The sequence below is a fragment of the Spirillospora sp. NPDC052269 genome (genome assembly GCF_040679435.1).
Lineage (GTDB): Bacteria > Actinomycetota > Actinomycetes > Streptosporangiales > Streptosporangiaceae > Spirillospora.
Genome location: NZ_JBFAUU010000004.1, coordinates 73,771 through 87,005, shown reverse-complemented (window position 1 = coordinate 87,005; position 13,235 = coordinate 73,771). Strand labels below are relative to the sequence as shown.

Annotated in this window: 10 protein-coding genes; 4 read left to right on the top strand and 6 right to left on the bottom strand. The window is 72.6% G+C overall.

Features of this window, described 5'->3' with window-relative positions:
- Nucleotides 1-5 precede the first annotated feature (5 nt).
- Complete coding sequence (locus AB0L06_RS09305) at nt 6-860, top strand: 3-methyladenine DNA glycosylase (protein WP_500230451.1); 855 nt, start codon at nt 6-8, stop codon at nt 858-860.
- Here AB0L06_RS09305 and AB0L06_RS09300 read toward each other — a convergent pair.
- Nucleotides 857-3,232 (bottom strand): ABC transporter permease, encoded by a 2,376-nt coding sequence (locus AB0L06_RS09300; protein ID WP_500230450.1) that lies wholly within the window; start codon nt 3,230-3,232, stop codon nt 857-859. The two genes, AB0L06_RS09305 and AB0L06_RS09300, sit on opposite strands and share 4 nt — an antisense overlap.
- Nucleotides 3,229-3,963 (bottom strand): ABC transporter ATP-binding protein, encoded by a 735-nt coding sequence (locus AB0L06_RS09295; RefSeq protein ID WP_500230449.1) that lies wholly within the window; start codon nt 3,961-3,963, stop codon nt 3,229-3,231. The genes AB0L06_RS09300 and AB0L06_RS09295 overlap by 4 nt, the downstream gene beginning before the upstream one ends.
- Nucleotides 3,964-4,049: 86 nt before the next feature.
- Between AB0L06_RS09295 and AB0L06_RS09290 the strand changes: the two genes are divergently transcribed.
- Complete coding sequence (locus AB0L06_RS09290; protein ID WP_500230448.1) at nt 4,050-4,658, top strand: response regulator transcription factor; 609 nt, start codon at nt 4,050-4,052, stop codon at nt 4,656-4,658.
- 184 nt (nt 4,659-4,842) lie between these two features.
- Here AB0L06_RS09290 and AB0L06_RS09285 read toward each other — a convergent pair whose 3' ends face one another.
- From AB0L06_RS09285 to AB0L06_RS09275, 3 genes are all read right to left on the bottom strand, one after another.
- Entirely contained in the window at nt 4,843-6,873 is a 2,031-nt protein-coding gene (locus tag AB0L06_RS09285) for a sensor histidine kinase (RefSeq protein WP_500230447.1), read from the bottom strand.
- A gap of 3 nt (nt 6,874-6,876) precedes the next feature.
- Complete coding sequence (locus tag AB0L06_RS09280; protein WP_500230446.1) at nt 6,877-7,959, bottom strand: hypothetical protein; 1,083 nt, start codon at nt 7,957-7,959, stop codon at nt 6,877-6,879.
- 149 nt (nt 7,960-8,108) lie between these two features.
- Complete coding sequence (locus AB0L06_RS09275) at nt 8,109-9,179, bottom strand: hypothetical protein (RefSeq protein ID WP_500230445.1); 1,071 nt, start codon at nt 9,177-9,179, stop codon at nt 8,109-8,111.
- Between the two features lie 465 nt (nt 9,180-9,644).
- On the opposite strand from AB0L06_RS09275, the gene AB0L06_RS09270 reads away from it, so the two are divergent.
- On the top strand, nt 9,645-11,099 hold the full coding sequence (locus AB0L06_RS09270) for a phytoene desaturase family protein (protein ID WP_500230444.1): 1,455 nt from the start codon (nt 9,645-9,647) through the stop codon (nt 11,097-11,099).
- Here the strand turns inward: AB0L06_RS09270 and AB0L06_RS09265 are convergent.
- Nucleotides 11,060-12,037, bottom strand: a complete 978-nt coding sequence (locus AB0L06_RS09265; protein WP_500230443.1) for a helix-turn-helix transcriptional regulator — start codon at nt 12,035-12,037, stop codon at nt 11,060-11,062. The genes AB0L06_RS09270 and AB0L06_RS09265 overlap by 40 nt on opposite strands.
- Before the next feature lie 63 nt (nt 12,038-12,100).
- On the opposite strand from AB0L06_RS09265, the gene AB0L06_RS09260 reads away from it, so the two are divergent.
- Entirely contained in the window at nt 12,101-13,234 is a 1,134-nt protein-coding gene (locus AB0L06_RS09260; RefSeq protein WP_500230442.1) for an epoxide hydrolase family protein, read from the top strand.
- Nucleotide 13,235 lies beyond the last annotated feature (1 nt).

Here is a 13,235-nt window from a genome sequence, read left to right as displayed (position 1 = left end):
AACGAGTGGACATCCTCGAGATCGACGAGTGGCGGGCGCGCGCCGAAGCGCACCGCCACCGCGTCGACGCCTGGCTCGAGCCGCACCTGGAGCGCCGCCGCCGCGGCGAGAAGCACCCGGTCGAGGACTTCCTGTTCACCTACTACAGCTACCGGCCGAACCGGCTCCAGCAGTGGCATCCGGGCGCGTTCGTCGAGCTCGTCGGCGCTCGTGATCATGGCCGCGACTACGTGAACACCGGGCGCGGCGCGACCGTGGACGTGGACGGCCTGGTCGAGCGGCGGCGGTCCTCGATCACGTGGACGGCCACGCTGCTGGGCCGGACGGCGTCCCGTCCGGCCCAGTTCGGCTGCTTCGGCCTGCACGAGTGGGCGATGGTCTACCGGACGCCCGAGGTGCGGCACGCGGCCTGGCCGATGCGGCTGCCCGCGGACGAGGTCGCCGGGATCGTCGAGGCGCGCGGCGTCCGGTGCAGCCACTTCGACGCGTTCCGGTTCTTCACCGAGGCGGCGCGTCCGCTGAACGTGCTCCAGCCGTCCCGCGAGAGCCAGCACGAGCTGGAGCAGCCCGGCTGCCTGCACGCCAACATGGACCTCTACAAGTGGGCGTACAAGCTGTCGCCCCTCGTGCCGTCCGAGCTGGTCGCCGACTGCTTCGACCTCGCCCGCGACATCCGCGCCGTGGACATGCGGGCCAGCCCGTACGACCTGGCCGAGCTGGGCTACCCGCCCGTCCGGATCGAGACGGCGGAGGGCCGCGCGGAGTACGCGGCCCTCCAGCGCGACTTCACCGCACGCGCGGAGCCCCTGCGCCGCCGCCTCCTGGAGGCGTGCGAGGGGCTCCTGGCGGTCCCTGTTTAGTCGCGGGCGGCGAGGGTTCTCGTCGGGTCGGCGCGGAGGACGGCGCGGGCGGGCAGCGCGGTCGCGGCGAGCGCCAGCAGGGTCACCGTGGCGATGATCCCGAGCGCGGCCGCCGGCGGGACGTGCGGGGTCGCGTCGCCGGTCATGCCCGCGCTGTAGGACGTCAGCGTCCAGAACGTGATCACCGTGCCGAGGACGGTCGCGATCACCGCGACGGCCAGGGTCTCCCAGCGCAGCATCCGCAGCACCTGGCGGCGGGTCGCGCCCGCCAGCCGCAGCAGCGCCAGCTCGCGGGAGCGGCCCGCGACGGCCATGGCGAGGGTGTTGACCATGGCGATCCCCGCGAAGGCGACGATCAGACCGAGCGCCAGGTAGTTCACGGCGGACGCGTTGTTCGCGCCCTTGTTCGCCTCGGCCCGGCTCGCGAGCGCGACCCCCGGAGGCAGGAGCTGGCGCAGCGCGTCCGCCCGGACGCCCGGCGCGGACACCAACACCGTCCCCATCGGGGAGTCCGAGTGCGCCGCGACCAGGTCGTACGGCAGCGTCAGGTCACCGAACCCGAGACCGCGCCCGTACACGGCGACGACCTTCTGCGTGACGCGCGTGCCGTCCGCGAGGGCGAACGCGACGCTGTCGCCGACCTTCATGCCGATCCCGTCGCGGACGGCCATCGTGCCGGGGCCGAGGCGGTCGAGCGAGCCGTCCCGGACGTCCAGGTTCATGGTCCGGGACAGGCCGTCCGGGGTGACGCCCTGCACGCTGTACGGGCCGTCCACAGCGCGCACCCGGCTGTGGACGACCTCGGTGACCGCCCGCACGCCCGGGACGCGGCGCAGCGCCTCCGCCGTCGGGGCGGGGACGGCCGGGCCGAGCCGGTAGTCGGCGACCGTGCCCGTCCGGGCCTGCGCCTCGGCCGCGCCGGTGAGGGTGGACTGCGCGAACAGCAGCGTCCCGGCCATCGCGATCATCAACGTCAGCGGCGTGATCACCGCGGCGAGCCGCCGCGCGGACGTGCTCAGGTTCGCGGCGGCGAGCTCGCCCGTCCCGCCGGACGCCCGCAGCGGCAGCGCCACGACCGCGATCGCGCCCCGCGCCAGCGGCGGCCCGAGCAGCGCGACGGCCATGGTGAACAGCAGCGCCGTGAGCGGCGTCAGCGGACCGGCCGCCGCGTCGGTGTGCACCGACCGCAGGACGAAGCTCAGCACGACCCCGCCCGCGACCGCCGCGACACCCGCGACCAGCCGGGCCACCGGGACGCGCGACGGCGTCAGCGCGGCCTCGCCGAGCGCCTCCACCGGACGCAGCCGGGTGATCCGCCGCGCCGAGACCCGCGCCGCCAGCCACGCCGCCAGGAGGGTCGCCGCGGCCGCGGCCAGCGGCGGGAACGGCCCGGTGACCAGCGGAAGGTTCGACGGGATCACGTCCCCGGCGACCATCCGGCCGTGCAGCCAGCCGCCCAGCGGCAGTCCGGCGAGGGCGCCCGGGACGGTCGCGAGCGCCCCGACGAGCAGCGCCTCACGGCCGAGCATCCGGCGCAGCTGCCGGGGCGTGGCGGCGATGGCGCGCAGCATCGCCAGCTCCCGCTCGCGCTGCTGGATCGCCAGGCCGAACGTCCCGACGACGGCGAGCAGCGCCACGATCAGCGACGTCCCGCCGAGCGCGCCGCCCATGCTGAGCAGCTTCGTCCGGGCCGCTCCGACGCCCGCGAACTCGACGCGTCCACGGTCCTTGCCGGTGGCCACGGTCGCGTTCGTGCCGTCCACAGCCTTCGCGATGGCCTTCGGGTCGCCGCCCCAGACGCCGATCGCGGTCACCTGCCCGGGATGCCCGGCGAGGCGGCGCGCCTCGTCCGGCGCGACGTACGGACGGTCGGCGACCCCGACGACCCGGTACGTGCGCGGCCCGACCGCCGTCAGGACGGTCACCCGCTCCGCCCTACTGTCCAGGACGATCTCGTCGGCCGCCCGCGGAGCCCGCCCGGAGCGCAGCCGCACCGGCGTCAGCGGCTCCCAGCTGTAGCCCTCGGTCGGTCCGACACCGGCCATGACCAGCGGGAACGTCACCTCGGACACGACCCGCCGGACGCCCGGCAGGGTCCTGACCTTGTCGGCCAGGTCGGCCGGGATCCAGGCGCGCGCCGCGTTCGGCTTCGACTTCCGCTTCGTCTTGTTCTTCTTGTGCTTCACGAAGTGCGTCTGCGGGTCACCGGCCACCACGACGGGGGCGCCCGCGTACCGGACGGGCTCGACCGTCCCGCGCAGCCCGGTGTCCATCAGGGTCCCGCAGGCCGTGACCAGCGCGGCGGCGAAGAACAGGGCGACGAACGCGCCCGCGAACGCGGCCTTCCGGTACCTCAGAGTGCTCAGGATCATCGCGCGTACGCCCCCAGACGGGTCATGCGGTCGGCGACGGCGGACGCGGACGGCGCGTCGAGCGCGTCCACGATCCGGCCGTCCGCGAGGAACAGGACGGTGTCGGCGAACGACGCCGCCACCGGGTCGTGCGTGACCATCACGACGGTCTGGCCGAGCTCGTCCACGGTCTGCCGCAGCAGCCGCAGGACGTCCTGGGCGGTCATCGTGTCGAGCGCGCCGGTCGGCTCGTCGCCGAACACCACGTCCGGGCGGGTGACCAGGGCCCGCGCCAGCGCCACCCGCTGCTGCTGCCCGCCGGACAGCTCGCCCGGACGGTGCGTCGCCCGCTCGCTCAGCCCGACCCGCTCCAGCACGTCCGCGAGCAGCGCCTTGTCCGGCTTGCGGCGGGCCAGCTTCAGCGGCAGCGTCACGTTCTGCTCGACCGTCAGCGACGGGACGAGGTTGAACGCCTGGAACACGAACCCGACGCGCTCGCGCCGCAGCTCGGTCAGCCGCGCCTCGCTCATCGACGACAGCGCCGTCCCGCCGAGCCGCACCTCGCCCGACGTCGGCCGGTCCAGGCCCGCCGCGCAGTGCAGGAAGGTGCTCTTGCCCGACCCGGAGGGCCCCATCACCGCGGTGAACGCCCCCGACGGCAGCGTCACCGACACGTCCCGGAGCGCCGCCACCGCGCTTCCGTTCCTGCCGTAGACCTTGCAGACCTCGTCCATGACCACCGCTTCGCTCATGGGTTCCACTCTGCTGACCTGGGCGTTCGTTCTTAAGAGCGGTCGTCATCGATCACCCGTGACATCGTCATGGGTACGCTCGTGCGGTGATCAGGGTGTTGCTCGCCGAGGACCAGCACGTCATCCGGAGCGGCCTCGTCGCGCTCCTGGACCTGGAGGACGACCTGGAGGTCGTCGCGGACGTCGGCCAGGGCGACGAAGCGGTGTCCGCCGCGCTCGTCCACCGCCCGGACGTCGCCGTCCTCGACATCGACATGCCCGGCACGGACGGACTGACCGCCGCCGCGCAACTGCGCGAGAAGCTGCCGCTCTGCCGCACGCTGATCCTCACCGCCAACGGCGCGCCCGGCCAGCTCCGCCGCGCGCTCGACGCCGGGGTCGGCGGCTTCCTGCTGAAGACCGCCCCGCCGGACGACCTGATCGCCGCCATCCGCACGGTTCACGCGGGTCGGCGCGTCCTCGACCCGAGCCTCGCCGTCACCGCCTGGGACCTGGCCGCCGACCCGCTCACCCCCCGCGAGAAGGACGTCCTGCGCATGCTCGCCGACGGCGCCGAACCGTCCGAGATCGCGACGAGCCTGCACCTGTCCGCCGGGACCGTCCGCAACCACCTCACCGCGATCGTCACGAAACTCAACGCCCGAGGCCGCCCCGACGCCGTCCGCATCGCCCGCGAAGCGGGCTGGTTGTGTTGAATGGAGCCTCCGGCTCCGCGTCCTCGCCTGGCGGCTCGGACGCGGCCCGGAAGCTCGTGCGAGCGCGGCATCGCTTCGCGATCAATCGCGCGGGGCTCGCCTTCGGCGTCGCCCCGCGCGATTGGTAGCGCGCTCGCTGCGCAGGCTAGGGACGTCGCTGGAGGCTGACGGTCAGCCGGAAGGATCAGAGGCTGACGGTCAGCCGGAAGCCGTTGGGGGTGCGGGTCGCTTCTAGGGTGCCCTCGATGGCGGCGAGGCGGGTCGCCAGGTTGCCGAGGCCTGAGCCGGGTGGGGTGACGTCGCCGGAGACGCCGTCGTTCTCGATGGTCAGGCCGTCAGAGGCGACCTTGATCTCCACGTGCCGGGCCGAGCTGTGGCGCAGGACGTTCGTGACGGCCTCGCGGAGGACGACCGCCAGCACCGGTTCGGCGTCCTCCGGCGGATCGCCCTCGCGCCGGACGGTCGCCTCGATGCCCGCGGCGTTCAGGACGCCGAGCGCGGACTCCAGTTCGGGCCCGAACTCCAGGTGCGGCGCGGCGCCGGTCACGGCGGCCATGTCGGCGCGCGCCCGCTCGGCCATCGCGACCATGTCGGCGAACTCGCCCGCGGCCCGGTCCGGATCGCGGCCCGCGAGGCGCCGCGCGAGCTCGCCCTTGATCAGGATCGCGGCGAGGCCGTGTCCCAGCAGGTCGTGCAGGTCGCGGGCGGCGCGCAGCCGCTCCTGGACGACCGCCGCCCGCGCCTGCGCCGCCGCCGCGTCCCGCAGCTCGTCCGCGAGGCGCGCCAGGCGCAGCAGCCCGTAGACCACGAGCGCTGTCAGAGGCACGCTGACCAGCGTGTTCACGACCATGCCGTGGCCCCACACGGCCACACCGGTCAGGACGGTCGCCAGCACGCCGAGCACCGCCGCGACCCGGACGGGCAGCAGCACGAACAGCGACCCGACGAGCAGTCCGGGCAGCGTTCCCCACGGCTTGTGCAGCAGGAACAGCGGCAGGAAGGCCGACACCGCCTGGACGGCCAGCAGCACGCCCCACCAACGTCCGCGCGGACGCGTCCAGCGCAGCAGGACCGCCATCGCCAGCATGCACGGCACCACGATCGGCAGCTCGCGCGGCGGCACTTGGAGCAGGCCCTTCACGGTCAGCACGACGGCCGTCGCCGCGAGCAGCCCGACCGCGAGCCGCCGCTCCGCCGTCGCCTCCGCGACCGGACGGTCCGCCGGAACCCGCACGGACGCCTCGACCGCGAACCGGCCGTCCTGCTCAAGCCCGGCCCGGAGCCGTCCGCCCGCCGCCGCGATGCGTTCCTCGAGCCCTTCGAGCGCGTGCGTGCCCTGCTCGGACGTCCGGACGCCGTCGTTGACGATCCGCAGCGTGAGCAGGTCGTTCTCCTCGGCCGTCGTGATCTCGCAGTGTCGGGCCGTGCCGCGCCGCACGACGTCCGTGACCGCCTCCCGCAGGACGACCGCGAGCAGCGCCCCGGCGCGTCCGAGCGGTTCGTGGTGGCCGGTCGTCACGTCCGCGTCGATCCCGCCGGACGCCAGCAGCCCGCGCGCCGCCGCGATCTCCGGCGCGAGCGACAGGCTGCGCAGCTCAACGGACGCGGCGCGCGCCGTCGCCAGGGCCTCGCGCGCGGTCGCGAGCACCACTTCGAGGTCGTCCGGACGGGCGTCGGCGACCGTGTCCAGGCCCTTGCCGAGCCCCGCGTTCAGCTCGGCCGCCACGCGGAGCCGCTCTTCCTCCACGGCCGCGAGCGCCAGCGTCATCCGCGTCGCCGCACGCCCGTCGATCCGCGCGACCAGCTGCGCGAGCCCGACGACCAGGACCGCGCTCAGGACGGCCGTGAGCGTCACGTCCAGGACATGCGCGGGCGACCCGCCGCGCAGCGCGGCCAGCCCGAACGCGCTCAGCGCGACGGCCCCGGCCGGCCACGCCCGGCCCGCGACGACCAGCGCCCCGCCGACCATCCCGACCAGCCCGATCGAGACCCAGCCCGGGATCACGCACGCGTACCCGCACAGAGCGAGAACGCCGAGGTCCCAGACCGTCCAGCCGCGTCCGAGTGAACGCAACCAGACGGCCAGGACCCCGGCGCACAGCACGCACGAGGCGATGAGGACCACGACGGGACGCCCGACCGCCGTCGACGCCTGCAGCCCGCACAGACAGGCCAGCAACGCACCGGCGACGAGCCGAGCACCCCGCGGTCCCATAGGTCAGGAGAACTTCAGCAGCTGACCGGACGAGCTCTTCCAGTCACCGGACGCGTCCATCACGGCCGTGGTCGCGGTGGCGTAGACGACGCCCGTCCCCGGAACGCGGGCAAGCGCGTTCGGGAGTGTCTCCTTCGAGTGCGGCGGGCGGACCGTGCTCCACTTGCCCGCCTTCGAGCGATGCATGAACACTCCGGCGCCCTTGGCGTCCCAGGAGACGAACCAGAAGCCGCCGTACCCGTCCGACGTGATGTCCTGCAGGCAATTCGTGCCGGGCGCGGCGGCCCGCTTCCAGCCCTTGCCGTTCCAATGCAGCAGGTAGTTCGGGTTCTTGGCCCCGTACCGGCAGGCCGTCGCCCACACGCTGCTGGACGACACGGCGAGGATCCCGTTCAGGGGCACGCCCACGTTGGTGATCGTCCACTTGCGGCCGTTGAACCGCCCGACGGTCTTGCCGTCCTTGCCGGGCCCGGCGTCGCGACCGATCGTCCACATGTTCGTGGACGACGTGGCGCTGACCTTGCCGGGCATGAACGTGCCGGTCTTCACGCGCTTCCACGTGCGGCCGTCGTAGTGCCAGGTACCGGAGCCCGGGGAGGCCATGCTCGTCCCGAACACCCAGACGTTCTTCGAACTGAACGCCTGGACGGAAGACGGCACTCCCCGCAGGTCGCGCTTCACGATCGACCAGCGCTTCCCGTTCCAGTGCAGGATCGCGTCCGGCCCTTCGCCCGGCCCTTCGCCCGTGCTGCTGATCGCCCACGCGTCCGAGGCGGACCGGACCGAGACGTCCCAGATGGTGCTGTCCAGCCCCTTCGGCAGGGCGACGTACTTCCAGGTCTTGCCGTTCCAGTGGTAGGAGAACGGGACCATCGCGGGCTTGGCGCCCGGGCGGTAGCCGGAGCCGAACGCCCAGCCGTCCTTCTTCGACGCGATGGTGACCGCGTACATACTGGTGTGCGAGGTCGGGTGGACGTTGAGCGTCACGCGCCAGGCGTGGGTGGCGGCGTCGGCGGACGCCGGTACCGCGACGACGGCCGCGAGGGCCGTTGCGGCGACCAGGGTCGCCTTCAGGGGGTTGGGCACGGAGTGCTCCTGCGGATGGCCCCGAAAGGGGCGAAAATGGGGGTGAGGTGGGAGATCTTCTCACGGGACCATCCGCGTGATCAGCCTAGTTTTCAGGGTGTTCCGGTCACTCCGGGGTGGAGATTTCCGAGATGGGGCGCACCCATCGGTCAGGAGAACTTCAGCAGCTGCCCCGACGAGCTCCGCCAGCTACCGCCCTTGATCACTGCCGTGGTCGAGGTGGCGAAGGTGATGCCCGTCCCCGGAACGTGGGCGAGCTGGCCCGGAAGCGGCGTGCCGGACGGGTGCGGCGGCCGGACCGTGCTCCACTTGCCCGTCTTCGAGCGGTGCAGGAGGACCCCGGCGTCCCGCGACGAGAACCAGGCGCCGCCGTAGCCGTCGAGCGCGATGTCGCGCAGGCACTCCGTGCCGGGTGCGGCGGCCCGCTTCCAGCCCTTGCCGTTCCAGTGCAGCAGGTAGTTCGGGTTCTTGGCCCCGTACTTGCAGCCGACCGCCCACACGCTGGTGGACGACACGGCGAGGATCCCGGTGACCTCCACGCCGACATTGGTGGTCGTCCACCTACGGCCGTCGAACCGGCCGATGGTCTTGAAGTCCTTGCCGGGTGCCACGTCGCGTCCGAACGTCCACATGTTCGTGGACGATGTGGCGCTGACGTTGTTGGGTGTGAACGTGCCGGTCTTCACCGACTTCCACGTGCTGCCGTTGTAGTGCCACGTTCCGGAGCCCTCGGCGGCCATGTCCGCCCCGAACACCCAGACGTTCTTCGAGCTGAACGCCTTGACGGAGTTCGGCCGCCCCTTCAGGCGCTTCACGATCGACCAGCGCTTGCCGTTCCAGTGCAGAACCGCGTTCGGGCCCTTGCCCGGGGTCTCACCGGGCGTGCTGACAGCCCACGCGTCCGAGGCCGAACGAATGGAAGCGCCACGGATAACGCCGTCCAGTCCCTTCGGCAGGGCGACGTACTTCCAGGTCTTGCCGTTCCAGTGGTAGGAGAACGGGACCATCGCGGGCTTCGACTTCGCGTGGAACGCGTTCCCGAAGGCCCAGCCGTCCTTCTTCGACGCGATGGTCACCGCGTCCATGTCGGTGCGCGACGTGGGGTGGACGTTGAGCGTCACGCGCCAGGCGTGGGTGGCGGCGTCGGCGGACGCCGGTACTGCGACGACGGCCGCGAGGGCCGTCGCGGCGACGAGGGTCGCCTTCAGGGGGTTGGGCAAGTAAGTACTCCTGCGGATGGCCCCGGAAGGGGCGAAAGGTGTGAGTGGCGCGATCTTCTCACGGGACCATCCGCGTGATCAGCCCGGTTTCGCGGGTGATCCGGTCACTCTGGGTTGGAGAGCTCCGAGATGCGCATCGCCATCGCGCGGTGGACGGGCGGCAGCCAGCGACGAGGCTGTGCCCGAGGTCCACGGCGTCCTGGATCCCGGTGTTCATGCCCTGGCCGTCGGCGACCCGGCGGACGCCGCCGCCGCGTACGTGCGTGCGATGCTGGATCGCTGGGAGAGCGGCGAGAACACGGCCGAGGCCGTCCTGCTGCGGACGGCCCCGACCCGTTCGGACGCCGCCGCTCAGGTGCAGGAGATCTTCGACCGCGAGATCGTTCCCGCGGTGCGGGCCACCTCACCGCAGCCATGCCCACCTCGCCCTCGGAGGCGCCCGCCTGACCTGGGTACGGTGTGGCGATGTCACAGGGACACACCGCGTCGCGGGGACACGCCGCCGTCGTCGGCACCGGGCCCAACGGGCTCGCCGCCGCCGTCACGCTCGCACGCGCCGGACTCGACGTCGTGCTCTTCGAGGCCGCGTCCGAGATCGGCGGGGGCCTGCGCACCACGTCCTTGTTCGACCCGCGGATCGTCCACGACGTCTGCTCGGCCGTGCATCCGATGGCCGCGGCCTCGCCGTTCTTCCGCGAGTTCGACCTGGCCGGACGCGGCGTCGAACTCGTCCGTCCGGAGGTCAGCTACGCGCACCCCCTGGACGGCGGCCGCGCCGCCCTCGCCCACCGCTCCCTGGACGCCACCTGCGCCGCCCTCGGCGCGGACGGTCCCGCCTGGCGCCGCCTCTTCGCGCCGCTGATGCGCCACAGTGACGACCTGACCCGCCTCTTCCTGTCCGACCTTCGCCGTCCGCCGAAATCCCCGCTGGGCGCGGTGCAGTTCGGGCTGCGCGCGCTGCGCGGCGACCCGTTCCGAAGCGATGAGGCGTCCGCCCTGTTCACGGGCGTGGCGGGCCACGCCGTCGGCGAGGTCTCGGGGCTCGTCGGGAACGCCGTCGCGCTCACGCTCGGCCACCTCGCCCACACCTCGGGCTGGCCACTCCCACGCGGCGGCAGCGCGGCCATCGCCCAGGCCCTGGCGGACGACATCACCGCGCACGGCGGCACCTTCCAGGTCGGCCACCGTGTCACCGACCTGGGCGAACTCGCCGGGTTCCCCCTCGTCTTCTTCGACACCAGCCCCCGCGAGTTCCTCTCCGTGGCCCGCCGCCAACTGCCACCCCGGTACGCGAGGGCGCTGTCCCGCTTCCGCTACGCGCCAGGTGCCGCGAAGGTCGATTTCCTCGTTTCCGAGCCGATTCCTTGGGCCAACCCCGAGGTCGGACGCGCCGGAACCGTCCACCTAGGCGGAACGCGCGCCGAGATGCTGCGCAGCGAACGCCTGGCATCCCGAGGCCACCTGAGCGACTCCCCGTTCGTCCTCGTGGTCGACCCCGGCGTGGTCGATCCAAGCCGGATCGTCGATGGGAAGCGTCCGGTCTGGGCCTACGCGCACGTTCCGAACGGCGACGACACCCCGCCGATCGACCTCGTGCGCGCGCGTATCGAGCGCTACGCACCCGGCTTCGGCGACACCGTCCTGGAAGCGCGCGGCATCACGGCCGCCGAATACGAGACGTACAACCCGAACTACGTGGGCGGCGACATCGGCGCGGGCGCGATGTCCCTACGGCAGATCGCCGCACGTCCGACGCCGCGCTGGGATCCGTACACAACGCCGCTGCACGGCGTGTACCTGTGCTCCGCGTCCACGCCACCGGGACCGGGCGTCCACGGCATGTCCGGCTACCTGGCCGCCGCGTCCGCTCTGCGCAGGCACTACGACCTGCGCCCGCCGTCGCTCGCCGCGCGCCCGTAGCGCTGGGACAACCGCGTCAGATAGTCGACCAGTTCGGGCGGATCGTCCACCTCGAAGTCGGCGTCGAGCAGACCCAGGTGGACGGCCAGCGACTCGACCGTGTCCGCGCCGGTGTGCAGGACGCAGGACGCGTCGTCCACAGCCTCCACAACGCCCACAGCAGGGGAGATACGGGCGGAGACGACCTCGGCCGAGGCGTGGACGACGACTCGGGCCCGGTAGCGCCAGGCCGCGGACGACACGCGTTGTGACACGTAGGCGGCGACGTTCTCGTCCGGGAGTGGACGAGGAGTGAAGCGCGGGCCGGTCGGGGTCTTCGGACGCATCCGGTCCACCCGGAAGGTTCGCCAGTCCTCGCGCTCGACGTCCCATGCGAGCAGGTACCAGCGACGTCCCCAGGTGACCAGGCGATAGGGCTCGACCTCCCGCCGGGACGGCGAACCGCGATGGGACGCGTAGTCGAACCGCAGCCGCTCGCGCATCCGGCACACGCCGGCGATCGCCGTCAGGACATCCGGATCGACCGAAGGACCCGGACGGTCGCTCGGCACCGGAACCGTGTACGCCTGAAGCGTCCCCACGCGATGGCGCAGCCGGGACGGCATGACCTGCTCCAACTTGGCCAGCGCCCGCAGCGACGCCTCCTCGTTGCCCGCGATCGCGCCGCTGGTCGCCGTCCGCAGGCCGACCGCGACGGCCACCGCCTCGTCGTCCTCCAGCAGGAGCGGCGGCAGGGCGGCGCCCGCCTCCAGCCGGTAGCCGCCCGCCGGGCCGCGCGTGGCGCGCACCGGGTACCCGAGGGTGCGGAGGCGCTCGACGTCCGCGCGGACGGTCCGTCCGCTCACGTCGAGGCGTTCGGCCAGCTCAGAGCCGGTCCAGTCGCGGGGGGTCTGCAAGAGCGCCAGCAGTTTCAGCAGCCGTGCCGAGGTTTCCAGCATGTTCTTCACCCTGCCGACCCATTAGGAACGAACCCTGCCTAATGCCGGGACAGACTCTTCCACATGAGCGAGATCAACGAGTTCCGCATCAGCGTCCCGCAGGCCGACCTGGACGACCTGGCCGACCGCCTCGCCCGCACCCGCTTCGCGGACGAGCTGCCCTATGACGAGATCACCGACGGCGTCCAGCGAGGCCCGGTGCGGCCCGGCTGGGAGTACGGCGTCCCGGGCTCGTTCGTCCGCGACACGCTCGCCCGCTGGCGCGACTTCGACTGGCGCGCGCAGGAGGCCCGGCTGAACGCGTTCCCGCAGTTCACGACCGAGATCGACGGCGAGACGATCCACTTCGTGCACGTCCGCTCGCCGCACCCGGACGCGACGCCGCTGATCCTCACGCACGGCTGGCCGAACACCTTCGTCGAGTACCTCGACCTCGTCGAGCCGCTCACGAACCCCGGCGACCCGGCCGACGCGTTCGACGTCGTCATCCCGTCCCTGCCCGGCTTCGGCTTCTCCAGCCGCCCGCACACCAAGGGCTGGAACGCGGCGCGCGTCGCCGACGCGTGGGCCGAGCTGATGACCCGCCTCGGCTACGACCGGTTCGCCGTCCACGGCAATGACGGGGGCGCGATCGTCAGCCCCGAGATCGGCCGCCGCCACCCCGACAGTGTCCTCGCCGTCCACGTGACGCAGATCTTCTCGTTCCCGACCGGCGACCCGGCCGAGCTGACCGACATCACCGAGGATGAACGGAACCACCTGGAGTTCCTCGGAGGCTTCGTCGAGCACTCCGTCCACGACAAGATCCAGCAGGCGCAGCCGCAGACGCTCGCACACGCCCTCGCCGACTCGCCCGCCGGTCAGCTCGCCTGGATCGGCCAGCTCCTCGCGGGCGTCCCCGACCCGGACGTCATCCTCACCAACGCCACGATCTACTGGCTGACCAACACCGCCGCGTCCTCGGCGCGCTTCTACTTCGAATGCCACCATGCGGAGAAGGACACGACGCCCACGACGTTCCCGATCGGCCTGTCCTCGTTCGCGTACGACTTCCGGCCGCTGCGCCGGTTCGCCGAACGCGACCACAAGAACATCGTCGCCTGGACCGAGCACGACCGGGGCGGCCACTGGTCGGCGCACGACGCCCCCGACCTGCTCCTGAACGACCTCCGCGTCTTCTTCCGCGACTACCGCTGAG